Source organism: Aquisalimonas sp. 2447 (genome assembly GCF_012044895.1).
Classification (GTDB): Bacteria; Pseudomonadota; Gammaproteobacteria; order Nitrococcales; family Aquisalimonadaceae; genus Aquisalimonas.
Genome location: NZ_CP050695.1, coordinates 1,623,151 through 1,648,643 on the forward strand (window position 1 = coordinate 1,623,151; position 25,493 = coordinate 1,648,643).

The 25,493-nt window shown below is 64.6% G+C and carries 26 protein-coding genes and 1 tRNA gene; 19 read left to right on the forward strand and 8 right to left on the reverse strand.

The genetic code is table 11. The features are described 5' to 3' along the window. Positions 1 to 50: 50 nt before the first annotated feature. From KU884_RS07610 to KU884_RS07625, 4 genes are all read right to left on the reverse strand, one after another. The gene (locus KU884_RS07610; RefSeq protein ID WP_167782090.1) at positions 51 to 1,958 is read right to left on the reverse strand and encodes a GGDEF domain-containing phosphodiesterase; all 1,908 of its coding nucleotides are present in this window, start codon (positions 1,956 to 1,958) and stop codon (positions 51 to 53) included. After that, positions 1,951 to 2,535 (reverse strand): heme NO-binding domain-containing protein, encoded by a 585-nt coding sequence (locus KU884_RS07615; protein WP_167782091.1) that lies wholly within the window; start codon positions 2,533 to 2,535, stop codon positions 1,951 to 1,953. The genes KU884_RS07610 and KU884_RS07615 overlap by 8 nt, the downstream gene beginning before the upstream one ends. Before the next feature lie 151 nt (positions 2,536 to 2,686). Continuing rightward, positions 2,687 to 4,258 carry a sigma 54-interacting transcriptional regulator gene (locus KU884_RS07620; RefSeq protein WP_167782092.1) on the reverse strand — a complete coding sequence of 524 codons (1,572 nt, stop codon included), beginning with the start codon at positions 4,256 to 4,258 and terminating at the stop codon, positions 2,687 to 2,689. Positions 4,259 to 4,327: 69 nt separating this feature from the next. Next, positions 4,328 to 5,701: a CmpA/NrtA family ABC transporter substrate-binding protein gene (locus KU884_RS07625; RefSeq protein WP_167782093.1), complete on the reverse strand. Its 1,374-nt coding sequence runs from the start codon at positions 5,699 to 5,701 to the stop codon at positions 4,328 to 4,330. Between the two features lie 341 nt (positions 5,702 to 6,042). Between KU884_RS07625 and KU884_RS07630 the strand changes: the two genes are divergently transcribed. From KU884_RS07630 to KU884_RS07650, 5 genes are all read left to right on the forward strand, one after another. Beyond that, positions 6,043 to 6,579 carry an OsmC family protein gene (locus tag KU884_RS07630; RefSeq protein WP_167782094.1) on the forward strand — a complete coding sequence of 179 codons (537 nt, stop codon included), beginning with the start codon at positions 6,043 to 6,045 and terminating at the stop codon, positions 6,577 to 6,579. Positions 6,580 to 6,640: 61 nt separating this feature from the next. Further along, positions 6,641 to 7,762, forward strand: coding sequence for an acyl-CoA dehydrogenase family protein (locus KU884_RS07635; RefSeq protein ID WP_167782095.1), 1,122 nt, complete (start codon positions 6,641 to 6,643; stop codon positions 7,760 to 7,762). A gap of 22 nt (positions 7,763 to 7,784) precedes the next feature. Continuing rightward, positions 7,785 to 9,161 (forward strand): FAD-dependent oxidoreductase, encoded by a 1,377-nt coding sequence (locus KU884_RS07640; protein ID WP_167782096.1) that lies wholly within the window; start codon positions 7,785 to 7,787, stop codon positions 9,159 to 9,161. 18 nt (positions 9,162 to 9,179) lie between these two features. Next, positions 9,180 to 9,569 (forward strand): DUF302 domain-containing protein, encoded by a 390-nt coding sequence (locus tag KU884_RS07645; RefSeq protein ID WP_167782097.1) that lies wholly within the window; start codon positions 9,180 to 9,182, stop codon positions 9,567 to 9,569. Positions 9,570 to 9,651: 82 nt separating this feature from the next. Next, a complete protein-coding gene (locus KU884_RS07650; protein ID WP_167782098.1) occupies positions 9,652 to 10,530 on the forward strand; it encodes a sulfurtransferase in 879 nt (292 codons plus the stop codon). A 58-nt stretch (positions 10,531 to 10,588) separates the two neighbouring features. Here KU884_RS07650 and KU884_RS07655 read toward each other — a convergent pair whose 3' ends face one another. Both KU884_RS07655 and KU884_RS07660 read right to left on the reverse strand, forming a co-directional pair. Then, entirely contained in the window at positions 10,589 to 11,089 is a 501-nt protein-coding gene (locus KU884_RS07655) for a PadR family transcriptional regulator (protein WP_167782099.1), read from the reverse strand. A 185-nt stretch (positions 11,090 to 11,274) separates the two neighbouring features. Continuing rightward, the gene (locus tag KU884_RS07660; protein WP_167782100.1) at positions 11,275 to 13,083 is read right to left on the reverse strand and encodes an ABC transporter transmembrane domain-containing protein; all 1,809 of its coding nucleotides are present in this window, start codon (positions 13,081 to 13,083) and stop codon (positions 11,275 to 11,277) included. Positions 13,084 to 13,211: 128 nt separating this feature from the next. On the opposite strand from KU884_RS07660, the gene ttcA reads away from it, so the two are divergent. From ttcA to secF, 8 genes are all read left to right on the forward strand, one after another. Then, the gene (ttcA, locus tag KU884_RS07665) at positions 13,212 to 14,066 is read left to right on the forward strand and encodes a tRNA 2-thiocytidine(32) synthetase TtcA (protein ID WP_254432207.1); all 855 of its coding nucleotides are present in this window, start codon (positions 13,212 to 13,214) and stop codon (positions 14,064 to 14,066) included. A gap of 137 nt (positions 14,067 to 14,203) precedes the next feature. Beyond that, positions 14,204 to 14,806 carry a hypothetical protein gene (locus KU884_RS07670; RefSeq protein ID WP_167782102.1) on the forward strand — a complete coding sequence of 201 codons (603 nt, stop codon included), beginning with the start codon at positions 14,204 to 14,206 and terminating at the stop codon, positions 14,804 to 14,806. A gap of 108 nt (positions 14,807 to 14,914) precedes the next feature. Then, a tRNA-Leu gene (locus tag KU884_RS07675) sits at positions 14,915 to 15,000 on the forward strand. 79 nt (positions 15,001 to 15,079) lie between these two features. After that, on the forward strand, positions 15,080 to 16,123 hold the full coding sequence (gene queA, locus KU884_RS07680) for a tRNA preQ1(34) S-adenosylmethionine ribosyltransferase-isomerase QueA (RefSeq protein ID WP_167782103.1): 1,044 nt from the start codon (positions 15,080 to 15,082) through the stop codon (positions 16,121 to 16,123). After that, entirely contained in the window at positions 16,123 to 17,238 is a 1,116-nt protein-coding gene (tgt, locus tag KU884_RS07685) for a tRNA guanosine(34) transglycosylase Tgt (protein WP_167784168.1), read from the forward strand. Before queA ends, tgt begins: the two co-directional genes overlap by 1 nt. A 110-nt stretch (positions 17,239 to 17,348) precedes the next feature. After that, complete coding sequence (yajC, locus tag KU884_RS07690; protein ID WP_174813718.1) at positions 17,349 to 17,711, forward strand: preprotein translocase subunit YajC; 363 nt, start codon at positions 17,349 to 17,351, stop codon at positions 17,709 to 17,711. A gap of 18 nt (positions 17,712 to 17,729) precedes the next feature. Beyond that, positions 17,730 to 19,601: a protein translocase subunit SecD gene (secD, locus tag KU884_RS07695; RefSeq protein ID WP_167782104.1), complete on the forward strand. Its 1,872-nt coding sequence runs from the start codon at positions 17,730 to 17,732 to the stop codon at positions 19,599 to 19,601. A gap of 21 nt (positions 19,602 to 19,622) precedes the next feature. Next, positions 19,623 to 20,591 carry a protein translocase subunit SecF gene (secF, locus tag KU884_RS07700; RefSeq protein ID WP_167782105.1) on the forward strand — a complete coding sequence of 323 codons (969 nt, stop codon included), beginning with the start codon at positions 19,623 to 19,625 and terminating at the stop codon, positions 20,589 to 20,591. Positions 20,592 to 20,603: 12 nt separating this feature from the next. Here the strand turns inward: secF and KU884_RS07705 are convergent, their stop codons facing one another. Beyond that, the gene (locus KU884_RS07705; RefSeq protein WP_167782106.1) at positions 20,604 to 21,149 is read right to left on the reverse strand and encodes a porin family protein; all 546 of its coding nucleotides are present in this window, start codon (positions 21,147 to 21,149) and stop codon (positions 20,604 to 20,606) included. A gap of 83 nt (positions 21,150 to 21,232) precedes the next feature. Here KU884_RS07705 and KU884_RS07710 point away from each other — a divergent pair, with 83 nt between their 5' ends. From KU884_RS07710 to KU884_RS07725, 4 genes are all read left to right on the forward strand, one after another. Beyond that, positions 21,233 to 21,784 (forward strand): TIGR00730 family Rossman fold protein, encoded by a 552-nt coding sequence (locus KU884_RS07710; RefSeq protein ID WP_167782107.1) that lies wholly within the window; start codon positions 21,233 to 21,235, stop codon positions 21,782 to 21,784. A 36-nt stretch (positions 21,785 to 21,820) separates the two neighbouring features. Next, complete coding sequence (locus tag KU884_RS07715; protein ID WP_167782108.1) at positions 21,821 to 22,075, forward strand: Smr/MutS family protein; 255 nt, start codon at positions 21,821 to 21,823, stop codon at positions 22,073 to 22,075. 157 nt (positions 22,076 to 22,232) lie between these two features. Continuing rightward, positions 22,233 to 22,829, forward strand: a complete 597-nt coding sequence (locus KU884_RS07720) for a TetR/AcrR family transcriptional regulator (RefSeq protein ID WP_167782109.1) — start codon at positions 22,233 to 22,235, stop codon at positions 22,827 to 22,829. Between the two features lie 150 nt (positions 22,830 to 22,979). Beyond that, entirely contained in the window at positions 22,980 to 23,348 is a 369-nt protein-coding gene (locus tag KU884_RS07725) for a hypothetical protein (protein ID WP_167782110.1), read from the forward strand. Positions 23,349 to 23,413: 65 nt separating this feature from the next. On the opposite strand, the gene KU884_RS07730 is transcribed toward KU884_RS07725, so the two are convergent. After that, the gene (locus tag KU884_RS07730) at positions 23,414 to 23,602 is read right to left on the reverse strand and encodes a hypothetical protein (protein WP_167782111.1); all 189 of its coding nucleotides are present in this window, start codon (positions 23,600 to 23,602) and stop codon (positions 23,414 to 23,416) included. 168 nt (positions 23,603 to 23,770) lie between these two features. On the opposite strand from KU884_RS07730, the gene KU884_RS07735 reads away from it, so the two are divergent. Both KU884_RS07735 and KU884_RS07740 read left to right on the forward strand, forming a co-directional pair. Next, positions 23,771 to 24,043 carry an RNA-binding protein gene (locus tag KU884_RS07735; RefSeq protein ID WP_167782112.1) on the forward strand — a complete coding sequence of 91 codons (273 nt, stop codon included), beginning with the start codon at positions 23,771 to 23,773 and terminating at the stop codon, positions 24,041 to 24,043. Positions 24,044 to 24,186: 143 nt separating this feature from the next. After that, positions 24,187 to 25,491, forward strand: a complete 1,305-nt coding sequence (locus KU884_RS07740) for a M48 family metallopeptidase (protein ID WP_167782113.1) — start codon at positions 24,187 to 24,189, stop codon at positions 25,489 to 25,491. Positions 25,492 to 25,493 lie beyond the last annotated feature (2 nt).

The following is a 25,493-nucleotide window of genomic DNA, read 5'->3' on the forward strand; positions in this document are numbered from 1 at the left end:
CGGAGACGGTTCAGGGTCGCGACCAGGTGCCGTGGAACAGTCGGGTCGCGTCAGTGCGCGGGCGCAATCCGGAGGCGACGAAGGTGTTCGGGCAGGTTCTGTTCCAGTACTTCGTCGATGGCGTGGGGGCGGCTCAGGAGAAATCCCTGGCAGAGGCGAACGTCGAGCTCGCCCACGGCGTGTAGTTGGGCGTCGGTCTCGATGCCCTCGATGACCACGTCCAGGCCTATGTCCTCGGCCAGGCGCACGATGGTATCGAGCACGCGGTAGGCGCGCCCGCTCGACGGGACCCGGTCCACCAGACTCTTGTCGATCTTGAGGACGTCCAGGGGCAACTGCTGCAGGTAACCCAGCGACGAGTAACCTGTACCGAAATCATCCATGGCAATGGTGACCCCTGCCGCGCGCAGGTCCTCGAGAACGTCGGCGGCATGGGTCGGATCTTCCAGCAGCGAGCGTTCAGTGACCTCGAGTTGCACCCTCCCTGGTGACAGTTCCAGCGCTTCCAGTGCCGCCAGTAGCTCATCGGCGGCATGCCGACCGGCCAGTTGTTCCGGCGCGATGTTGAGACTGAGCAGAAAGCTGTCACCGAAGGTGGTGGTCATGTGCGCGCAGGCCAGGCTGCGACCGGCAGCCCGGAACGCCTGGTGGCTGACATCGCCCATGACACCGGTGCGCTCGGCTGCGGCGATGAAGGCACCCGGAGAGAGGATGCCGTGCTCCGGGTGATGCAGACGCATCAGTGCCTCGAAGGCGTGCACTGTCCCTGCGTGGATATCGACCACGGGTTGCAGGAACGCGGTGATCCAGTTGTTGCGGATGGCCTGGGCCAGCGTATCCTCGGCCTCGCGGTCCGAGCGCGCACGCGCTTCCAGGGCCTTGGAGTACACCCGCACCACGGTGCCTCCCGTCTCGGCCCGCGCGCTGCGCATGGCCATGCGCGCGGCCTCCAGCGCGCGTTCGGGGTCGCGGTGATCCAGTGTGGCGGTGTGCACGATGCCGACCGCCGGCTGCAGCCACAGCCGCTGGTGTTCGACGACCAGCGTGGTTTCCAGACGCTCGCGAAGCTGTTCCGCAATGTCCTCCGGCCGGATTTCACCGCAGACCACTGCTGTCAGCGTGTCCCCTGCAGTCACTCCGATGCGCAGGTCGTCCCAGGGCGCAGCCTGGGCAACCTGGTGTGCCAGATGGTTCTGGACCTGTGCGTGGTCCGAGCCGGGAGAGGTGGCAACGGCGCCTCCGAGAATGCGCGTGCGCATCATGATGACCATCGCGTCGCGTTGCTCGTGCTGATGATCCCTGAGTGCGGCGAGGACAGCGCGCTCGGTGAACAGGCCGGACTCCGGTAACCGCCAGTACCGTTCCGTGATGTCCGTCTGCGTGCCGGCCAGGCGCTCAACACGACCGTGTTCATCCTGCATGGCGGCGCCGCGGGCGATCATGAGCCGTTCTCCTTTGGCCGGGCCGGGGCGCAGGCGGAACTCCACCCGCAGGTGTCGGTCGCGCCCGTCGAGCACCCGCTGGATCGCCTCCTGAACCTGCCCCACATCCCGCTTATGAATCAGCTGTACCCACGCCGCGGTATTCATGACCGGGTTGGCATCGGTGCGCTGCACCTGTTCCAGGAAGCGGGGCGAGACCACGAGTTCGTCGGTGTCCGGAGTCCACTCCCAGACGCCGTCGTTTGCGCCCTCGATGACCAGGTTCAGCCGTTCCGTGCGTTCTTCGACCCGCTGCTCCAGCTTGCTGCGCGCCTCTTCCAACTCGGCGAGATTGCGGCGAACCTGCTCGAGCACGAAATTCACCAGCATTACCAGCTTCTGGACCTCGATCTCCTTCGTGTCCACATCCACGCGGAGATCGAACCGGTTGTCCACGGTGTCGCAGAGGGTGTTGGCGATCTCGGAGATCGCCCGGCGGATGGCTGCAGCATCCTCTCCGTCGCACTGTTCAGTCATGCGCCACCGCTATATCGCATCCATGACCATGGAATCGGATGCGGAACACACAGGCCTCATGGCCATGGTGGCGACACATCTCCTCCTGGATTTCGCCGGTTTCCCCGTAGAGCGCAAGAACACGTTCTGCCAGGGCACGGTAGAGCTTGCAGAGCTGCAGGTTCGAGCGGTACCGCACCACCAGGTCGTCGCCGTCTTCGGTGATATGAAACTTGTCCCGCACCTGGCTGCGGGCTTCGGCGTCCCGCAGCCCTGCGCCGAAAGTGCAGTGGATGGTGGGCTGACGCAGCAGGAAATCCCGGGCCGTCGGAGCCATCTCGAAAAAGCGCGGCAGCAGCTGGTGCGCTTCCTCAAGGAAATAGTCGGCGTAGAGCCCCCAGAGGGTCTCCTCGTCGATGTCCATCCGTGCAGCAGCGGCCGTGATCAGCGCCGAACACTCGATGTCGGCGAAATCCTTGTGAATGGCAAAGCGTGAATCCACCGGCAGGCCGCAATCGGCGAGGATGCGTTCCCGCAAGCTGGTTCCGCCTTCACGCTCGAGGAGGACGAGCAGGGTGTGTTGGATCAGCCCGATCATGGTGAAGGTCCGGTCGCGGAGGCAAGGAGGGGCGTAGGAATACCACGGCAGAACAGGGCGGGAAACCGTGCCGCCGGCGCAGTGTGACGGATTTCCTGTAATCGGAAACTCTGCCACGGCTTTTCGCGAACCGTTGGGGTTGCCGATGGGCTCAGCGCAAGCCGAACTTGTTCAGCCGGTACTGCAGTTGTCGGGTGCTCAGGCCCAGCTCCCGTGCCGCCTGGGTCTTGTTCCCGCGGCAGCGCAGGAGCGCTGCCCGCAGGACGTCCGGGTCACTCTCGGCGATACGCTGATACGGTCTTCCTGCGCTTGCTTCCTGCGCCTGGGCGAAGGGGGGCGATGCCACCGCGTGCGCGGTCTCCTCAGGCGCGTCGCCAACGCTGGATTCCTGGGCCAGGATGTGCTCGATATCCGCCGCCTGGATGCTGGTGCCCCTGGCGGTCAGCACAGCGCGTTCGATGACGTTCTCCAACTGCCGGATGTTGCCGGGCCAGGCATAGCTCTCCAGACGCGGCAGCACGCCGGCGCCGAGGGTCAGGTTGTGGCGGTACTTGTGATTGAAGGTGTCGAGAAAGTGGCGGGCGAGCAGGGGAACATCCCCGGCGCGTTCGCGCAGCGCCGGCAGCCGTAGCGGGATGACGTTGAGGCGGTAGAACAGATCCAGGCGGAAGCGACCCTGGTTCACCGCGTCCTGGAGATCCTTGTGGGTGGCGGTGATGACGCGGATGTCCACGGGGATGTCCCGGTCGCCGCCGACGCGCTGTACAGAACGCTCCTGCAGCAGGCGCAGCAGTTTGGTCTGCAGATCCAGGCTCATGTCGCCGATTTCATCCAGGAACAGGGTGCCGCCGTCCGCCGCTTCCGCCTTGCCCGCGCGGGTGCGCACCGCGCCGGTGAATGCGCCCCGCTCATGACCGAACAGTTCTGCTTCCAGCAGGTGTTCCGGAATCGCGCCGCAGTTGATGCACACAAAAGGGCCATCGTGTCGATGGCTGTGGGTGTGAATCATGCGGGCGAATTTCTCCTTCCCCGTGCCGGATTCGCCCAACAGCATCACGGTGGCATCGCTGCCGGCCACGCGGGTGGCCTCGTCCAGGGCCTCCTGCAGCATCGGGCTCGTGCCGAGGATGCCGTGCTGGACAGTCTGGCGCTCCAGCGCTGAACGCAGTTCCTGGTTCTGGTGCTCCAGATACTCGGTGCGCTCGCGCAGCAGCGTGTGAATGCGCAGCGTCTGCCCAATCATGGACGCGATGATGCGCAGCAAGTGGATGTCGGCCTCGAAGGCGCGGTTGCGGTTACGTATCCGATGGCAGGCGAGAACGCCCACCGGCTCCTTGTCGGTGAGGATGGGCACGGCGACGAAACTCACCGTGCCCTGTGGCAGTGTCGGCCGGTCCACGGCGCGGAACAGGAACGCGGGCTCGGCGTCCACGTCCTGCACGACGCACACCCGACCGGTGTTCATGACGTGCCCGGTGATCCCCTCGCCAGCGGCGTAGACGCCGCGTGCCTTCTCTTCCGGGCGCAGGCCGTAGGCGTAATGAATACGCAAACCACCGCCCTCTTCGGGGAGGACGACGCGCCCGCGGTTGAGGCCGACCAGTTGAGACAGCAGGCGCAGGACAGCGGGAATGGTGGACTCCGGTTCCAGGGAGCGGCCCAGAACCTGGACCGCTTCCAGCAGAACCATGGACTCGTTGGGTAGTTCGTTATCGCCTGTCATCGAGTGCCAGTGTGGTTCATGAGCCCGGGCGGCGTCGGTCGCGGCGGGGCGCCCGGGGCTGCCCCACCGTCAAGCGCGCATGTCGAAGCTCTCCAGGTAACCCTCCGGGTCGGCCGGGTCGAACTCCTTGCCCATGATATCGTGAATCCGGTAGTTCTCCTCCGGCGCGTTGTATCCCAGGTCCTGCATGACCTTGCGGCACTCGGTGGCCTGGAAGACCTCCTCGGCGATCTGGTGGTAGTTCACGTCGCCGTCAATGTAACCCCAGCGTTTCATCTGGGTCAGCATCCACACTGCCATGGACTGCCACGGGAAGGGATCGAAGTCGATGCGGTCGGGCATGTCCTTGACCTCTCCCAGACCGTCGGCATAGCGGCCCACCAGCACCTGATCCAGTACCTCCACCGGCTGATTGAGATACCTGCGCGGGGCGATTGCCTCGGCGATTTCCTTGCGGTTCTCGGCGGCGGAACTGTATTGAGTTGCATCCACGATGGCCCGGAACAGGGCGCCGAACGTGTTCGGGTGTGCGTCCACCCAGTCCTCGCGCACCACGAAGGCGCAACAGGGGTGGCCACTCCAGATGTCCTTGGTCTGGGTGTGGATGAACCCGGCGCCTTCCCAGACGGCGCGCTGGTTGAACGGCTCGGCAACAATGTAGCCGTCAATGTTCTCGGCCTGCAGGTTGGCGACCATTTCCGGCGGCGGCATGATCCGGAGATTCACGTCGCGATCCGGGTCCAGCCCATTCTCTGCGAGCAGGTAGCGAAGCAGGAAGTTGTGCATGGAGTAGTCGAAGGGAATGGCAAAGGTAAAGCCCTTCCAGTCCTTCGGGTCCATCTTGTCCTTGTGCTTGTTTGCCAGGGTGATGGCGTTGCCGTTGATGTTCTCGATGGCCGGCATGGTGACGGGTAGCCGGGAGGCTCCTACCCCCATGCGAATGGACAGGGGCATCGGCGCCAGCATGTGGGCGGCGTTGAACTCGCCGGCGTCCATGCGATCCCGGACCACCGGCCAGCCGGCAACCCGCTCGAGATTCACATCCAGCCCGTAGCGTTCATAGAAGCCCATGGGGTCCGCCATGATGATGGGGGTGGCACAGGTGATGGGCAGAAACGGGATGGACATCCGGGTCTGCTCCAGCTGTCCGCCTTCATCGGCCAACGCGGACTTCAGCGCACCCAGCGGGAACGCGGAAGCCACCGCAGCGGCCGCGGTGCCACGGCCCACAGCGGCCATGAAGCGGCGTCGACTGATGTCATTGCCCCCGAAGAGTGCGCGCACCAGCGTGTTTTCCACGGCGCGGTCGATGATGGCTTCGCGATCTTTCGGTTGTTTCCCGGTGGTTGCTGACCCGCTGTTGGAGTTGCAGCTCTCGCAGGAACAGTCCGCGTTGTGGCGGAGATCGGAATGGGGACTGTAGGGATCACCCAGGCTCTTCATTGTTCACGTCCTCGCAGTGGCGGGAGTCACGGTTGCTCCCCCTGCTCCTAGCAAAGGCAATGCCAGCGATGACGCGCTGCGGCAAAAGCGCCCTCGCGCCGCGATCCCCGGCTGTCGGGAAGCGGGCTTACGGCCGCGAACAAACCGGACAATGTCGACATTGTCCGGTTTGTTCCATGGTGGTCCGGCGCAGAAACAGAGACCGATGGAGGGTGGCCAGGCATTCCCAGGCTACTGATTCGGATGAATAAAACGCGTTTTTCCGCAGTGCGGGGGCGGAATGGCACGCCTGATGCAAAGTCCGTGGCGACATCAATCACGCAGAAATGCAGGAGGAAGTGATGAGCGACACGGCAGAGCAGTCCAAGCAGCCCTTGCGCCCCATTGATCTGGAGGGCCTCAAGGCTCTGGGTGCGAAGGCGAAGATGGATCCCACCAAGGTGAACACCCTCAAGTCCCACACCGAGTGCGAAGGCATCTTCCGCATGATGACGTACTGCCGCGATCTGGATGGGCACCTGATCGACGAGCCACCGACGCTGCTGGGCGAAGACAATGCGCCGAACCCGTCGGAGGCCGCGCTGGCCGCCCTGGCCTCTTGCATGCTCGTGGGGATTCACGCCAATGCCACCTACCGCGGCATTACCGTCTACAAGCTGGAGGCGGATCTGGAAGGGGACATCAATATCAGCAGTGTCTGGGGTGTCGGGGACACCAGCGAGAAACGTCTGGGATTCACGGCGATCCGGGCCAAGTTCGATATCGAGGCGGACTGCTCCCGGGAAGAGCTCGAGGACCTGGTCGCCTGGGCGGACAAATGGTCGCCGGTGGCCAATACCATGCGCAACCCGGTACCCACCGAGATGACGCTGGCCTGAGAGACCGGCCCGGCGGACCGTCCCGCCGGGCCCCTCCATCGTTGCCGAACAGGAGTTCACCATGTCCGCCTTAGCCGATGCCATATCGAAAGCGCCTGAGCCCACCCTGGAGACCCAGGTCGAATCCCTGGTCTACAGCGATCTGGCGCCGCAGACCGCGGCGATTGATCGACAGGGTGTCTATCCTGCCGCGTTCATGCACGACCTCGGGAGCACCGGGGCATACCGACAGCATGTTGCCTGTCGGCATGGTGACGGACAGCAGGATTTCGCCGCTGCCATACACGCCATGGAGGCCGTCTCCAGGGAGTGCATGTCCACAGGGTTCTGCGTCTGGTGCCAGGATGCCCTGGCCTGGTACCTGGAGAATGCCGACGACGCCGCGGTACGTGACCGCCTGCTGCCTGGTGTGGCCGCTGGCCGGCAGCTGGGTGGTACCGGTCTGTCCAACGGCGTGAAGCATCTGCACGACATCGAGTCGCTGAAAATCCGGGTCCGCCGGGTGGAGGGTGGCTATGTCGCCAATGGCACGCTGCCCTGGGTTTCCAATCTCGGCCAGGAGCACGCATTCGCCGCAATCTTCGGCGTGGAAGGCAGTGACCGGAAGATCATGGGTGTCACCTTCTGTAACCAGCCGGGGTTTGCCCTGCAGCAGTGCGCCGAGTTCATCGCGCTGGAAGGCAGCGGCACCTACGCCTGCCATTTCCGCGACAGCTTCATTCCGGACGAGCACGTGGTCAGCCACGACATCACCAACCTGATGCCGCGCATCCGTTCCGGCTTCGTGTTGCTGCAGATGGGCATGGGCCTGGGACTGATTCAGGGCTGTATCGACATCATGGAGCAGTTCCGTGAGACCCACAGCCACGTGAACCGCTTTCTGGACGAGCAGCCCGAGGCCATGGCCGAAGAGCTCGCGGACGCCCGGAATGCCACCTGTCGCCTGGGTGCCGAGATCGGAGATCCCTCCGATGCCCTGTTCGCCGATGTTCTGCAACTGCGCCATACCGCTTCGGAACTCGCGCTACGGGCCTCCCAGGCTGCCATGCTGCATGCGGGGGCGCGGGGCTACCTGGCCGACGCGCCGGCGCAGCGAAAACTCCGGGAGTCCTATTTCGTCGCCATCGTGACGCCGGCGATCAAGCATCTGCGCAAGGAACTGACGCGCATGGGCGCCGCGTAAAGGCAAGGGGAGGGCGACGCCCATGAGCGAGCCATATCGACGTTACCTGTGCCGCGTGTGCGGATTCATCTACGACGAGGCCGAGGGCGATCCGGATGGCGGACTACCTCCGGGTACCCGCTACGAAGACATACCCGACGACTGGGAATGCCCCGACTGCGGTGTGAGCAAGGCGGATTTCGAACTTCTGGAGCCGCCGGATGACACCGCCGCTGAGCCCGCTGCGGCGGCGACGGCCACCGTTCGCCCGGGCATGGATCCGGAGCAGATCGTGGTGGTCGGCGGCGGCATGGCGGCCTGGGCCTTCGTCGAGGCCCTGCGCGAGCGCGATCCGCGCCGGCCGGTGCTGCTCATAGCCGGCTGCGACGGTGACCCCTACCCCAAGCCGCAGCTCTCCGCGGCTGCCGCGAAAGGCCGCAGTGCCGACGACCTGGTTCTGGAACGGGGTGCCGACAGGGCCGCCAGGCTGGGGGTCGGGTTTCTCCGGCGCACCCGCGTCCTCGGCCTGGACCTGGCGCGGCGCCGGATCATTACGCCGCGGGGTGGCGTGCCTTACGGAACGCTGATCCTGGCAACGGGCGCCCACCAGCCGCAGCCCTGCCTGAAGGGGGATGGTGCCGGCGAGGTCATGCAGGTCAACGAACTGGCGTCCTACCGCCGGTTCCGCGAGCAGGTGGATCCGCACGCGCCAGCCCGGGTGGTGATCATGGGGGCGGGGCTGATCGGCTGCGAATTCGCCGATGACCTGACGGCGGCCGGGCACAGGGTCACCCTGGTGGATCAGGCGGCGGCACCCCTGGCGCGTCTGCTTCCGGGCCCCGCCAGCGAACGGCTGGAGTCGGCGCTGCAGTCCCACGGCGTTGTACTGCATACCGGCACCACCGTGGCGACAGTTGCGACGAAGGAACATGGCGGCAGGCTGCAGGTGCAACTGGCGAACGACATGACCCTGGACGCCGATGCCGTGCTCAGCGCTCTCGGCCTGCGGCCCAATGTGGTGCTGGCCCGCGAGGCGGGCATTGCCACCGATCGCGGTATCCAGGTGGACGCGTACCTGCGTACCTCCGTTGCCGGCATTCATGCGATGGGCGACTGCGCCGAACACGACGGTCGCCTGCTGCCGTACGTGCGACCGCTGCAGGAACAGGCCCGGGTGCTGGTGGCCAACCTCTGCGGCGAGGACATCCGCTACCGGGCCAGCCCCGGCACCGTGGTCATCAAGACACCCTCTTGCCCCCTGGCGGTCTGGCCGCCGGAGGAGCCGGGCGAGTGGGTTGAGCGCCAGGCCGACGATCAAGGCCTGGTCATGGAACACGTGACGGGTGATCGGCTCACCGGCTTTGCGCTGGCAGGTGCCCATGCCCGTGATGCATCGGCCTTTGAAGCCCGTGTGAGTTGATTGACGAAGGGAGAGAGCATGTTCAGAGCCATCAGTCGTCGTTCGCCGGAGGACACAGTCGCCGCGCTCAAGGAAGCGATCGAGTCGGAAGGCATGTATCTGCTTTGCCATATTCCGGCGTCCACCAACGTCGCGAAAATCGGCATCGAAGCACCGTTCCATCAGGTCATGGAGGTGTTTCACCCCGCTTACGCGGCTCGGGTCTGGGCCGCGCGCGAGGACGCCGGGATCGCCATCCCGGTACGCGGCCATGTGTACGTCTCCAGCGACGGCGCCGTCCGCGTGGACTGGCAGCGCCCGAGTGTCAATCTGGGCACTTATCCCGAGCCCGAGCTTGCGGTCATCGGGCGCGAGCTTGACCCCGTCTTTGAGCGCATCGTCAGTGCCGTCAACGACGCCACTGCATGATCACCCCCGCGGCCAGGGATGGCAGCATTGCTTTCGGGCCGGCTCCCACACCGATGTGAGGCCGGGTCGACGGAGTTACACCATGAGCGACAAGATCCTGTACAGCGTTGAAGAGGCGGAAGAGCTCGTAAAGGCCGGCGAGGCTGTGATCCTGGATATTCGCGACGCGGATAAGTTCGCCGAGGAGCATATACCGGGGTCGGTTAATGTCTCGGACATTTTCTATTACCTGGCCGCGACCACCGATGATGGCTTGGCGGAACTGCATCAACAGTTCGCCGAGCTGTTCGGTGCCGCTGGCCTTGATGGCAGCAAGACGGCAATCGTCTGCGAAGACGCGCTGAATACGCAGTACGGTGGTTCCTGCCGTGGTTACTGGCTGCTTAGCTACCTGGGCTACCCCAGTGCGGGTATTCTGGATGGCGGGATTCGAGCGTGGAAGGCCTCCGGGCGCAGGATGACCACCGACGTGACGCAGCCAGAGCCCGTGACCTTCCCGTTAAGCCCGCGATCGGGCCTGCTTGTGACCAAGGCACAGATGCTTGCAGCGCTTGATCGCGACGATCTGGTGTTGCTGGACAATCGTGATCGTGACGAATGGCTTGGTGAGAGCTCGTCGCCATACGGCAAGGATTTTGTGCCCCGGAAGGGACGTCTGCCCGGTGCGCTCTGGCTGGAATGGTACGAACTCATGGATGACAGCGATGTGCCTGCCTTCAAGTCATCTGCCGAAATCCGCGAAATTGCCGGCAGCCGCGGCATCGCGCCTGATGACGACGTGATCATCTACTGCTTCAAGGGGGCGCGCGCATCCAACACCTTCGTGGCGTTGCGACAGGCCGGGTTCAGAAACCTGCGGATTTACCTGAGTTCGTGGAATGAGTGGTCCAAGGACGCCTCGCTCCCCATTGAGAGTGGCATCCCGGGTGCGGCCGCCCGCCCGGTGAAACTCTCCGCCTGAGACGACGGCGCCGTGCCCGATCGGTACGGCGCCGTTCAGGACCGCGTCGGTGTGTCCGTCAGTCTGCGTGCGCCGGCGTAAGCGTTTGGCGGTTCTCTTCGATGTAGTTGCACGCGGCGCGTAGCAGCGCGACTCCGAAACCGGCTGCGAACCGCATGCCGGCCGGGGCCTTCGCGCCATCGTCCTGGAGCCATGTATCGGCCTCGGCGATGTCCTCGCGGAATTCCTGTTCACGCTCGTCCAACAGCCGCCGCAGACAATCCGCTGGCAGGTAGTGGGCGAAACAAAGCAAAGCCAGAAACTCCGAGCGCACGCGGTGGCGGCCCGGCGACTGTTGCAGCGATGCGACGAAGGCTTGTTCGCCTGCTGCGGTCAGGTGGTAGGTTTTCTTGTCCGGCCGGCTGTGCTGCGAGATTTCCTGGCATTCGACCAGACCCTCGTCCAGCAGTGACGCCAGAGCCGGGTAGATGGAGCCGTAGCTGACCCGCATGAAATGGCCGAATCGTTCCATGAGGAGCTTACGAATTTCGTAGCCGGAGGCAGAGCCCTCGGTGAGCACACCGAGACAGAGGGTGCGGGTGTCCAGTGACGTTATCCTCGGAAGCAGCAGTAGATACGGTAACGCGGCAATTTTATAGCATGGGTTCCTCTCGGGTCTTAGATTTTTTTGTCCCTGCAGGCGTTGTCATTATGCCGGAATGGTGCGTTGCACCATCACCTGCGCGCCCTGGCTGCCGTTGCCTGTCAGCCGCCGGTTCGGGCCGCTGCACGAGGCGCTCCCTGGTCGAACTGGAGTGCTGCCAGGTGGGCATATAGCGGGCTTTCCTCCAGAAGCCGGGCATGGCGCCCCTGGGCTTCAATGCGGCCGCCCTCCATGACCACAATGCGGTCGGCAGACTGTACCGTCGCCAGGCGATGGGCGATCACCAGACTGGTGCGGTCGCGCATCAGGTCGGTGAGAGCCGCCTGGATACGGGCCTCGCTGTCGGCATCCAGGCTGCTGGTTGCCTCATCCAGCAGTAGCAACGCCGGGTCGCGGAGAATCGCCCGGGCGATGGCCAGGCGCTGGCGCTGTCCGCCGGAGAGTTGCACACCTCCGGGACCGAGGGGGGTGTCGAAGCCCTGGGGCAGCTGGTCCAGGAACTCGGTGCAGTGCGCGGCGGTGGCGGCACGGCGTACGGCAGCATCGTCCGCCTGTGGCCAGCCATAGCGGATGTTGTCCCAGGCGGTGCCGGTGAACAGCGTCGGCTCCTGGGCGACCAGGCCGATCCGGCCGCGCAGCTCCGCCGGATCCAGGCTGCGCAGGTCCTGGCCGTCGAACAGCACGCGCCCCGAGGACGGATCGTAGAAGCGTAGCAACAGGCCGAACAGGGTGCTCTTGCCCGCCCCGGAAGGTCCCACCAGGGCAACCCGCTCGCCGGGTCGCACTTCCAGGTCGACACCGCGGAGCACCGGTATCTGCGGACGTCCCGGATAAGCGAACTCGACCCGGTCGAGGGTCACCGCGCCCCGCGCGGGCCGGTTCATTGGCACCGGCGACGGCGGTGCCTGGATGGAGGGCTGCGCTCGCAGTAGTTCCATCAGGCGCTCGGTGGCGCCGGCGGCACGGAACAGCTCGCCGGAGACTTCCGACACCGCGCCGGTGGCACCGGCTGCCAGTACCGCGTAGAAGACGAATGCGGAGAGTTCGCCGCCGGACATGCGTCCGGCGAGGACGTCGTGGCCTCCCTGCCAGAGAATGATGCCCACGGCGGTGAAGGCGAGGCCCATGGCCATGCCCAGCAGCCAGGCCCGTTGGCGGATGCGGGCCATGGCGGTGGCAAAGGCCGCATCCACGTGGCCCGCAAAGCGTTGCCGGTCGTGCTGCTCATGGCCGAAGGCCTGCACCGTGTGAATGCCCTGCAGAGTTTCACCGGCAAAGCTGCCGACGTCGGCCACCCGGTCCTGACTGGAGCGGGAGAGCCGCCGCACCCGGCGACCGAAGAACAGGATCGGGATCAGTACCAGCGGCAGCCCGATCAGCACCAGCGCAGTGAGTCGGGGGCTGGTGATGAACAGCATGATTACGGCACCGACGAGCAGCAAAAGATTGCGCACGGCGATGGAGAACGACGAGCCGAGAATGGTCTGCAGCACGCTGGTATCGGTGGTCAGGCGGGACTGGATCTCGCCCACGCCGTTGACCTCGAAGAATGCCGGTTCCTGTCGGGTGACGTGGTCGAATACCGCCTTGCGCAGATCCGCGGCAACCCGCTCGCCGATCCAGGACACCAGGTAGAAGCGCACCGCCGACGCCAGGGCCATGAGCAGGATGATGCCCAGAGTTATCGCCAGTAGCCGGTCGAGCTGCTGCGGGTCGTCGCCCAGGAAGCCCTGGTCCACCACCAGGCGCAGGGCCTGGCCCACGGCCAGTACGCTGCCGGCGGCCACGAGCAGCGCCACCACCGCAGCCGCCACGCGCCGGCGGTAGGTGGCGAGAAAGCGCAGCAGATGCGTCAGCGGCTCCAGGCGGTGTGGCGTGCCATCGGCTGCGGATTCCAGGTGCGAGACCATTCCCAGTGTCCTGTAACCTTGGGCAAATGCTCATGGGCGAGCATTGTACGATAACCCTGCACGCTTGGGTCGCGCAGGCCCGCGATGGTATAAACACGCTCCCCGAATCAACCGCGTCGGCTGCTGCCATGAACCTCAAGTCCCTGGAAAAGCGCCTCACCTATCTCACCGCCAATGCGATCCGCGACTACCGCATGATCGAGGACGGCGACCGCATCATGGTGTGCCTTTCCGGCGGCAAGGATTCATACGCCATGCTGGAGATGCTCAGGCACCTGCAGCAGCGCGCACCGGTGCGCTTCGAACTCACCGCCGTCAATCTGGACCAGAAGCAGCCCGGCTGGCCCGAGCACGTGCTCCCGGATTATCTGGATAGCCTCGGGGTGACCTACCGCATTCTCGAGCAGGACACCTACAGTGTGGTTAAAAGCGTCCTGCCGGAAGGCAAGACCATGTGCTCGCTGTGCTCGCGGCTGCGCCGGGGCGCCCTGTACACGGCGGCCGAGGAAATGGGCATGACCAAGATCGCTCTGGGCCACCACCGGGACGATCTGGTGGAGACACTGTTCCTGAACATGTTCTATGGCGGCCGCCTGGCCACTATGCCGCCGAAACTCAAGAGCAACGACGGCCGGCATGTGGTGATCCGGCCCCTGGCCTACGTGCCGGAGCGCTATCTGGAGGACTACGCCGAGCGCAAGGCGTTTCCCATCATCCCCTGCAATCTCTGCGGCTCCCAGCCCAACCTCAAGCGTGCCGAGATCAAGCGCATGGTGCGGGAGTGGGAGGAGGCCGACCCCAATCGGCTGAATGTCATCCTGCGCAGCATGCAGAACGTCCGGCCGTCACATCTGGCGGACGACGACCTGTACGATTTCGAAGGCCTGCAGGGGAGTGTGGCACCCGGTATGCCGGACCCGGTCACCGGGGAAGAAGACGCCTTCGCGGGTCTTGCCGTGGCCACGGACGGCCCGGGTCACTGACCTGCGCGGAATCACGGGCTCCATTCCGGCGCGACCTGCGTTATGCTGATCCGCCGCAACGCGCCAGCCGCGCCGATCCACCGTCCGGCGTTCTCCCGCGCGGGGGAGATCGTCAGCCAACCAGGAGGCAAGGGTTCATGAGCACCGAGCACGAGCCGGTTACACCATCCGAAGCGCGCGCCTACGAGGCCAAGACCCGCCGTGAATTGTGGATCGGCCTGGCAACCCTGGTGGGCGTGGTGGTGCTGGTGATCATCGCGGTCATGGAGGCCCGTTTCCGTGGTGGCCTGGACGATCCGCGCCCCAGCGCGGCGATGGACGCCACCATGAAGGGGGTTATCGACCAGTTGGGCCCGCTGCCGGGGGATGCCCGGGAAATCGTGCTGACCACGCGCGGTGAGCGACCGGCGCGCTACGAAGTGGTGGTTCGCGACGGCGACGGAGAGCGGCTGTTCGAACTCGCTCGTGGTGCACGCACGGCGGGGTTGATCGAACACGGCGCACGAGCCGGTGATGCCGTGAACTTCCGGGTCGAGCTCACGATTGATCGGGATGGCAATCTGCAGGGTGTCTACCGTCCCGATCGCGGGGTGCCCGTGGAGCGCTACCAGCAGATCGCGGCCGCCGTGCTGCGGGACACGTTCATCGCCTGGCACGCCCATGCCAGTCACCCGGCGCCAGAGGTCGAGGAGCAGTCACGCGATGTGATCCACGCCGGCTGGGACCGGGTGATGGACTGACGCCGGCGCGGGGGCGCACCAGGGCCGTCTCCTGCGGGCCTGGTGCGCCTTGCTGCCAAGTGTGGCAGAATCCCGCTCCGGTGGCATGGTCCACTGTTTTTGCCACGCGCCCCGGTGGCGGAACTGGTAGACGCGCTCGACTCAAAATCGAGTGGCCTTTGGCCGTGGGAGTTCGACTCTCCCCCGGGGCACCACTCCCGTAACGCCGATGAACCCTGGCGCCGGTTCCGGCGTCTGCTGCGCGTCGCCGGGACGCCACGGACCGCTCCGCCCATGCACCGACGCGATTTTCACTACCAGCTTCCCCCCGAACTGATTGCCGAACGTCCGCTGCCGGAACGCCGTGCCAGCCGCCTTCTGTGCCTGAATGGCAGCGATGGCGAGGTGGCGGATCGCCGCTTCGCCGATATTGCCGAGCTGCTGCAGCCGGGCGACCTGCTGGTCCTGAACGACACCCGGGTCATTCCGGCGCGCCTGTTCGGTCGCAAGGCCACCGGCGGCCGGGTGGAGATCCTGCTTGAGCGGGTACTGGATGGAGGCCGGGCGCTGGCTCACCTGCGGGTGAGTCGGGCACCGCCGACGGGCGCCGAGATTCACCTGGACGGTGGTGGCCGGGCGGAAGTCCAGGGCCGCGAGGGTGCGTGCTTCGTGCTGGCGTTCACCGGCACCGGCGATCTGCCGGGTTTCCTGGACGTCCACGGCCACATGCCGCTACCGCCGTATATCGAGCGGGCCGATGACGATCATGACCGCGAGCGCTATCAAACGGTGTTCGCCCGCGAGCCCGGTGCCGTGGCGGCACCTACGGCGGGGCTGCACTTCGATGATGCTCTGTTGCAGGAGTTGTCCGGGCGGGGCGTCGAGCAGGCCACCGTCACACTGCACGTGGGCGCGGGAACTTTCCAGCCGGTGCGCAGCGAACGGCTCGAGGACCACACCATGCACAGCGAGGTGCTGCAGGTATCCGCGGAAACCTGTGAACGGGTGCGCGCCTGTCGCCGGGGCGGCGGGCGGGTGGTGGCAGTGGGGACGACCGTGGTTCGTGCGCTGGAAAGCGCCGCCCGGGCAGGTGAACTGACATCCTTTCAGGGGGAGACCGACATCTTCATCTATCCGGGGTATCGGTTCCGCGTGGTGGATGCCCTGATTACCAATTTTCACCTGCCGGAGTCGAGCCTGATCATGCTGGTCAGCGCGTTTGCCGGCTACGAGCACACCATGGCGGCTTATCGCCACGCGGTGGCTCGGCGCTACCGCTTCTTCAGTTACGGGGATGCCATGTTCATTCACTCGCCGGCGCCGGAGGCCCGCGCATGATGGAGTTCCGCTGCCTGGCGACGGATGGGCCTGCCCGGCGCGGGCGGCTGACATTCCCCCGCGGCACCATCGAGACCCCGGCGTTCATGCCCGTGGGGACCTACGGCACGGTCAAGGCCATGACGCCGGAGGAGGTGAGCGCGCTGGGTGCGGAGATCATCCTCGGCAACACCTTTCATCTGTGGCTGCGGCCGGGCACTGAAGTGATCGCGGCCCACGGTGATCTCCACGAATTCATGCAGTGGCAGGGCCCGATCCTGACCGATTCCGGTGGCTTTCAGGTCTACAGCCTGGGCAAGCTGCGCAAGATCCGCGAAGAGGGGGTGACCTTCCAGTCACCTGTGGACGGCAGCCGCGTGTTCATGGGGCCGGAGGAGTCCATGGCGGTGCAGCGGGCGCTTGGCTCCGACATCGTCATGATCTTCGATGAATGTACGCCGTACCCGGCCACGGAAACCGAAGCCCGGCACTCCATGGAGCTCTCGCTGCGCTGGGCGCAGCGCAGCCGCACTGCCCATGGCGATAATCCGGCAGCGCTGTTCGGTATCGTTCAGGGCGGCATGTACTCTGGCTTGCGACGTGCCTCCCTGGAGGGTCTGCGCGGTATCGGCTTCGAGGGCTATGCCATCGGCGGACTGGCGGTGGGCGAGCCGGAGGAGGAGCGTAACGCCGTGCTGGAGGACCTCGAGTCCGGGTTGCCCGCCGACGCGCCACGCTATCTCATGGGGGTGGGCCGTCCCCAGGATATCGTTGAGGCGGTGCGGCGGGGCGTGGACATGTTCGACTGCGTCATGCCCACCCGCAACGCCCGCAACGGCTACCTGTTCACACGGGGGGGCATGCTACGCATCCGCAACAGCCGCTTCCGCGGCGATACGCGGCCCATCGAGCCGGATTGCCGGTGCCCGGCCTGTCGGCAGTACAGTCGCGCCTACATCAAGCACCTGGATCGCTGCAACGAGATCCTGGGCAAACGCCTCGCTACCGCCCACAACCTGTTTTTCTACCAGCAGCTCATGGCGGAGTTGCGCGAGGCCATTGCCGCGGGCCGGCTGGACGCCTACGTCACCGCCTTCTATGAGCGCCTGGCGCAAGGCGTTGATCCGGAGGACTGACGCCTGCGCGGCAGCGCCCCAGCTGTGGCATAATCCGCTGTTTCGGTTTGACGCCCGGCACCGGGCAATGCATTGTTTGCGTCGTTTTGCCATCAACAAGAGGCTGATCCATGGAACTGCTCGACTTCTTCATTTCCAGTGCGCATGCCCAGCAGGGCGAGGGCGCTGGCTGGACAGCACTGCTGTTTCCCATTGCGCTGATCGCCATCTTCTATTTCCTGCTGATCCGGCCCCAGGCCAAGCGTGCTAAAGAGCACAAGAAACTGGTTTCGGAACTCGCCAAGGGTGACGAAGTCATTACGCAGGGAGGCCTTCTAGGGCGTATTACCGAGGTGGATGAAACCTTCATCACCATGGAAATCAATGACAACAACCAGGTGAAGGTGCAGAAAAACGCGGTCTCCCAGGTCGTGCCCAAGGGCACCATCAAGGGCAAGGCCGATCCCGGCGAGGCGAAGAAGGCCAGCAAGTAAGCACAAGGCTGCGGTGCAATGAATCGTTACCCGCTATGGAAGTACATGATCCTGATCGTGGCCGTCGTGGCCGGCGCGCTGTATGCCTTGCCGAATCTCTTCGGCGAGGATCCGGCGGTGCAGATCACCCCGGTGCGAGACGCCGTGGAGCTCTCCGAGATCGAGAGCCAGGCGCTGTCAGCGCTCGAAGACGAGGGCATGGATTATGTCGTCAGCGAGGTGGATGGCGAGCGGGTTCTGATTCGCTTCAGTAGTCAGGACGAGCAGGTGCGCGCCGCCGATATGCTGCGCGCGACCCTGGGCCGGGATGTGACGGTGGCCCTGAACCTGGCGCCGGCCACACCAGAGTGGCTGCGAGCCATCAACGCTGCGCCGATGTACCTGGGCCTGGACCTGCGTGGCGGCGTACATTTCCTTATGCAGGTGGACATGGATGCCGCGGTGACCAACAGCCTGGAGCGCTATCAAACGGACTTCCGCCGTCTGCTGCGCGACGAGCGCATCCGCTACGGCGCCATCGAGGTAGGCGAAGACAACCGCATCGTTTCGCGTTTCCGTGATGCCGCCGACCGTGAGCGGGCGGTGGAGTTGTTGCGCGGCGAATACACGGAACTCGATTTCAGCCAGGAAGAGCGAGACGGGCAGTACTGGCTGGAGGCCGCCGTCCCGGAAGAGGAAATGGAGGAGATCCGGCGCTTTGCGGTGCAGCAGAACGTAACCACGCTGCGCAACAGGGTGAACGAGCTGGGGGTGGCCGAGCCGGTGATTCAGCAGCAGGGTTCGGACCGGATCGTCGTCCAGTTGCCCGGGGTCCAGGATACCGCGCGGGCGAAGGAGATCATCGGTACCACCGCCACGCTGGAGTTCCGGATGGTGGACGAGGATCATTATCCGTATCGGGGCGAGGCCGATGACCCGGCACCTCCGGGCACGGTGAAGTACCCGACCCGGAATCCGCGCTACGGGGATCACGTGATTCTCGAGCGCGAGGTCATGCTCACCGGCGAGTACATCATCGATGCCTCCTCCGGGATCGATCAGGAAACGGGTGGATCGGAGGTGAATATCCGCCTCAGCTCCGCCGGGGGTGATATTTTCAACCGCGCCACGCGGGAGAACGTCGGCAATCGCATGGCCGTGGTGTTCATCGAGAGCCGTCAGGAGACCCGGGAGGAGGACGGCGAGACGGTGACGGAGCGTGTCCGCACCGAAGAAGTCATCAACGTGGCCACTATCCAGGAACCCTTGTCCAACCGGTTCCGCATTACCGGACTGGAGAGCAGTACCGCCGCCCGGGATCTTGCGCTGCTGCTCCGTGCCGGCGCACTGGCGGCGCCCATCGACATCATCGAGGAGCGCACCGTCGGCCCGAGCATGGGGCAGGAGAACATCGAGCGCGGTTTCATGGCGGTCGTGATCGGCTTCGCGCTGGTGGTCCTGTTCATGGCGGTCTATTACCGGGTGTTCGGCCTGATTGCCAATATGGCGCTGACACTGAACCTGGTTTTCATCGTTGCCATCCTGTCTCTGCTACAGGCGACCCTTACGCTGCCAGGTATCGCCGGCATCGTGCTCACGGTGGGTATGGCGGTGGATGCCAACGTGCTCATATTCCAGCGAATACGTGAAGAGCTCGCGGCAGGACTGTCGCCGCAGCAGGCGATCCACTCGGGTTATGCGAAGGCGCTGTCCACCATTGCGGACGCCAACATCACCACCCTCATCGCGGCACTGGTGCTGTTCCTGTTCGGTACCGGGCCAGTGCAGGGCTTCGCTGTGACACTGTCCATCGGCATTCTGACGTCCATGTTCACGGCAATCCTCGGCACCCGGGCCGTGGTGAATCTCATATACGGCCGCAGGCGGCGCCTGACGCGGCTGGCGATCTGAGCAGGGAGTGGGTGACAGCGCATGTGGCTATTCAATAAGACGCCCAGCATCGATTTCATGCGCCATCGCCGCCTCGCAGCGGTGGTGTCGGTGGTGTTGCTGGGGCTTGCCATTGCCGTCGTGGCGGTTCGCGGACTGAACTTCGGCATCGACTTCACCGGCGGTACGGTGGTGGAAGTGGGCTTCCCGGAAGCCGTGGACCTGACCCAGGTGCGTCAGACCCTGGACGACGGCGGGTATGACGGCGCCATCGTCCAGCATTTCGGTACGGCCCGGGATGTGATGATTCGCCTGGCGCCCCAGGAAGATCAGGAAGAGGCCGAGGAGCTCAGTAATCGCGTCCTGCAGACACTGGACGCGGAATTCCCGGACGTGGAACTGCGGCGTGTGGAGTTCGTTGGGCCGCAGATCGGCGAGGAACTGACAGAGCAGGGTGCTCTGGCGATGCTGGGTGCCCTTGGCTGTATCCTGCTCTATGTTGCATTCCGCTTCGAGTACCGTTTCGCCGCGGGTTCCGTTGCCGCCCTGGTGCACGACATGGTTCTGGTGTTCGGTATCCTGTCGCTGTTCCAGATCTCCTTCGATCTGAGTGTCCTGGCCGCAATGCTGGCCGTGGTCGGTTACTCGCTGAACGACACCATCGTGGTGTTCGACCGGATCCGCGAGAATTTCGTGCGAATGCGCAAGGGCACCACCGAGGACGTGATGAATACGTCCATCAACCAGACGCTGTCGCGGACGTTGGTGACCTCTTTCACGACGCTGCTGGTGGTGCTGTCGCTTTATTTCCTCGGCGGCGAGGTGATTTCCGGTTTCGCGTTCACCCTGTTCGTTGGCGTGCTTGTCGGAACCTATTCTTCCATCTTCGTGGCGAGTGCATCGGCCCTGGCCATGGGCGTGACCAAGTACGACCTGCAGCCGCCGGCCAAGGAAGGCGTCGACGAGGAAGGCGAGGAGGGTGGTGCGGACCAGACGGGGGCGCGTCCGTAAGGCCCGCCAACCTCAGAAGGTCCAGCGGGCGCCTACGCTCAGTGCGGAAAAATCGAAATCGCTGGCGTCCAGGTAGCGGATGTAGTCCAGGTTGAGATGGGCGCCGTCCGCCACCTGGAAGTCCAGGCCCAGGCCGATGCTGACGCCGGAGTCGCTTTCACTGAAGCTGTCGCCAGCGGCGTCCCGGCCGCTGATCTCCACGCCCGCAATGCCCATGACACCGTACAGCGACGTATAGCGAGTGATGGGGAGATCCCCCCGGGCGAGAACGGCATAGAGCCAGTCGAGTTCCCGGCGTTCGCCGCTGGAGCGGTCGGTGCCACTGGCACCCAGATGTGTTTCCAGGGAGAACTGCGGGGTGAGCTGCAACCCGAGGCGGCCACGCACGCCCAGGGAAGAAAAGTCTTCTCCACCATCCTCGTCGTAGAACCAGTTCATCGCGTCCATGCCAACGTAGAAACGGTCCTCGGCGACGGCCTGGGTGGTGCTCATCACCGCCAGTAGCGCGCTAACCGCGGTGACAATGACGGGGTGATGCGGAGCGGGATGCCGGTGCATGGTAACTCCTGACTGAACGGGGCTGTGTCCGGGAATAATACCCTTCTACACGGCGAGTCGATATACGAGAGAGGTGATGGACCATGAAGCGCGTTTGTGTGTACTGCGGTTCCAGCCCAGGGCGTGATGATGGCTACAGGGAGCTGGCGCGGTCCATGGGCACCGCCCTGGCCGACCGCGGGCTCGGGTTGGTCTACGGCGGCGCCAGCGTCGGCCTCATGGGGGAAGTCGCGGATGCAGCGCTGACCGGAGGCACGGAGGTGATGGGCGTCATTCCCACCGTGGTCCAGGATCGCGAGGTGGCCCATACCGGGCTGACACAATTGATCTGCGTGAACACCATGCACGAGCGCAAGACCCTGATGGCCGAGCGTGCCGATGCGTTCGTCGCCATGCCTGGCGGTCTGGGAACGCTGGAAGAGCTGTTCGAGGTCCTTACCTGGGCGCAGCTGGGCATGCATGCCAAACCGGTGGGGTTGCTCAATGGAGCGGGGTACTTTGATGGGCTGATTGCGTTCCTGGATCATTGCGTCGCCGAGGAACTGATACAGCCGCGCCACCGCGCCCTGCTGAAGGTGGCCGCTGATCCTGCGACCCTGCTGGATCAGTTGGCGGCGTGCGGCGCTCTGGAGTAGGTTACGGACCGTCACTTGTGAAAAGGCGAGTCAGTGATGGCCCGGATCAAGGTCGACCTGCATGACGTCTTCAATCGCGGGCATCTGATCGATGCAGCGTTGCACGACGCCCTGCGTCAGGCCGTGGATAAGCGGTTGCCAACGGTGGAGATCATCCATGGCCGCGGCAAGGGGCAGCTGAAGAAGCGGGTTCTCAAGTTTCTTGAACAACCCGAGGTCCGTTCCCTGTACCATCGGGTGGAAAAGGATGCGAAGAACCCGGGGCGGCTGTTCATTCACTTCCGGCATTGATACGCCTGGCGATCCGCTCACCGGCCAGAAGCGCAGGGAAGCGGCTCAGTCCCGCCTGGACTACCCGGGTGGTTACAGGATTCTAGACAGAACGGTACACTTGAACTTTGCCGCCACATAAATAAAGTACCGTCTGGTACAAAAACCGGAGGAGCTGATGAGCGCGAACACGCCCAGCGACACCCGTTCCCACTCCCGACGCGATCAGCTGCTAGAGACGGCCACGGAACTGTTCTACAGGAACGGTTGCCATACCACCGGTATCGACAAGGTGCTTGCGGAGGCAGGTGTCGCCAAGATGACCCTCTACAAGCACTTCAAGTCCAAGGACAACCTGGTTCTGGCCGCCTGTGAGCGATTTCACGAGAAGGTGCGCGATGAGTTCGAAGAGGCCGTTAACGAGGAAGGACTGAGCGCCCGCCAACGCCTTGAGGCCATCTTCGATTTCATGGACAACTGGTCCCGTCGCGAGGAGTTCTGGGGGTGTCCGTCCATCAACCTGGCGGTGCAGTATCCGGAGCACGATCACCCGATCCACCAGGCTGCCAAAGAGCACAAGGAGTTTCGGGTGCAGTACGTGCAGAAGCTTGCCCAGGAAGCCGGTCTGGCCAACCCCGAGGAACTCGCGCGAGAGCTGACTCTGCTGATCGAAGGGGTCACGGTGATGGTACAGGTGACCGGTGATCATTCCATGGTCCACAGCGCGCGCAAAGCGGCTCGTGCGCTGATCGCCCAGGCAGCCGGCGAAGTCTGATCACAGCTGTCGTCGCGGCGGCGCGGCAATCCTCTCGATGCAGCACCCACCGTGCGACAGCTAGATTCCGGAATAATGTAGACAGACCCGTCTGTCCTTGTTAGTGTGCGCCCTGAAATAGACAGATCGGTCTGATAAGGAGGACCTGCCATGAAGATGAAGACGCTTGTTGCCGCTGCCGGGATGATTGCCGCCCAGTCCGCGCTGGCCGTCGATGGGGCCACAGAGCAGCGGTTGGTCGAAAAGGGGTTTCTGCCCGAGCCGGTTCAGGGAACCGAGATCGTCCGCGGTGTTCCAGCGGAACCGGAACACCGGGCCGAGGCCTTGCTGGTGGAGTGGGGCTTCAAGCCGCAGCCCATGGAACGCAAGCTTGCCACCCAGCAGCGGACGGTCTCCGACGCCATGCCGGAGGACGCTGTCAAGCGAACGCTGGTGGAGAAAGGCTTCCTGCCGGCGCCGGCGCGTACCGTCAGCACCCTTGCCGACGGGCCAGCACCGGAGGTCGACTCCGGCTCCTGAGAGTTCTCAGGATCAAAGGATGTCAGTGAAACTACCAGTCGTACAGGGATGTGCGGCTGGCAGTCCTAGACGATGCTGATGAGCAGCATCACGAAAAGAACCACGAAAACCAAGGGCAGGATGAGCCCGCGCCAGTCCTTCGGCTGATCCGCGTTTTCCTTCTGTTGGGTCATCTGCGCGCGGATGCCGGGCAGAAACCACATGGTCACCGCGATGGCGATGATCCCCACCAGCACCATTTCCCAAGTGGCCATAAGCGCCTCTCCTTCTCTGGTTCAGGCGGCGCATGATGCGCCCACCCGTGTCCGCGAGCAAGTCTCGCCGTTTCCGCGCCATACCGCTTGACGCCGGCACAAAGCTGGGCCATTACTTTCCTTGAAGAATCATTCGTCGTTTCCTTCGGCATGAATCGGAGAACGAGCGTGCACAGGACAATCTATGTAGGCAACCTGCCGTTTTCATGTACGGACGACGATGTCCGCGCACTTTTCGGAGACCACGGCGAGGTATACTCGGTGAAACTCATCACCGACCGTGACAGCGGTCGGCCTCGCGGTTTCGGCTTCGTGGAGATGGATGCCGATGCTGCCAGCGCGGCCATCGCTGCGCTGAATGGCCTTGAACTGCAGGGGCGGAGTTTGCGTATCAACCTGGCCCGACAACGTACCGGCCATCGCGTGCGCCGCCCGTTCTGACGCCGCGCCGCCCGGCTGTCCCCGTGCGGCGTGTTCTCTGGTGCATCCAGGGTTCGCGCCCGGGGTGGCTTCGTGTGTTTATCGGCAATGCTGTCATGGCAAGCTAGGAAACCGGCCCGGATCAAATAGACGAGTTCTCGAGCATGTATCACTTACTGTCAATACGTCCCGCCTGTAGCCGCTTCCTGGCGACCGCTCTGGCGGTGCTGATGCTGGCCGGGTGTGCGGTGAACCCCGTCACGGGTGATCGGGAGTTCAGCCTGGTCAGCGAGGAGTGGGAGCTGGAGGTCGGCGACGAGCATTATCCGCTGATGCGCCAGATGGAGGGGGGTGACTACGCCCTCGACCGGGAGTTGGTGGAATACGTCCGCGAGGTCGGACAGCGCGTTGCGGCGGAAGCAGACCGGGATCTGCCCTACGAGTTTACCGTGCTGAACAGCTCCGTGCCCAACGCCTGGGCACTGCCCGGGGGCAAAATCGCCATCAACCGTGGGCTGCTCACGGAGATGGAGTCAGAGGCGGAGCTGGCGGCCGTGCTCGGCCATGAAGTGGTGCACGCGGCGGCTCGGCACGGTGCCCAACGCCAGTCGCGTCAGGTGCTGATGCAGGGTGCTGTCATGGCCGGCGGTCTGGCCGTGGGTGTGGCCACGGACCGGCAGGAATATGCGGCGGTTGCGCTGCTGGCTGGTGGGCTCGGTGCGCAGCTCATCGGCCAGCGGCATTCCCGCGACGCCGAGCGCGAGGCCGACGAATTCGGCATGGTCTACATGCATCGTGCTGGCTACAACCCCGAGGCGGCCGTTGATCTTCAGGAGACATTCGTGCGCATTTCCGAGGGGCGCGATGGTGGCGGCTTCGCTCAGGGGCTGTTTGCTTCTCACCCGCCAAGCGAAGAGCGCGTACGCAACAATCGGCGTAAACTCCGCGAGCTGGGTGCGGAAGGGGAGCTCGGGCGCGAGCGCTACCAGGAGAAGACGGCGACGATCCGGCGACTCAAGCCTGCCTACGAAGCCCATGATCAGGGCCGCCGCGCGCTACGGGACGACGACTTGGATCGGGCTCTGGAGAAGGCTGAAGAGGCCCTTGCGATGGAGTCCGGCGAGGCCTTGTTCCACGCCCTGCGGGGGGATGCGCTTGCCACGCGCGGCGACATGCGTGAGGCCGAGCGGGCCTACGCAAGCGCGCTGGAGCGTGACGACGGCTGGTTCTACCACCATCTGCGCCGGGGTATGGCGCGGGAATCCCTCGGCGAGCTGGCGGGGGCACGTGATGACCTTCGCCGCAGCGTCGAGCTCATGCCCACCGCCGAGGCCCACTACTTTCTGGGCAATGTCGAGCGGCGGGACGGCAATCGGGATGCGGCACTGGACCATTACCGACGGGCGGCCCAGTCCGACACTGAAACGGGGCGGCGTGCCCGTCAGGCCCTTGAAGAAATGGGCGCGTAAGG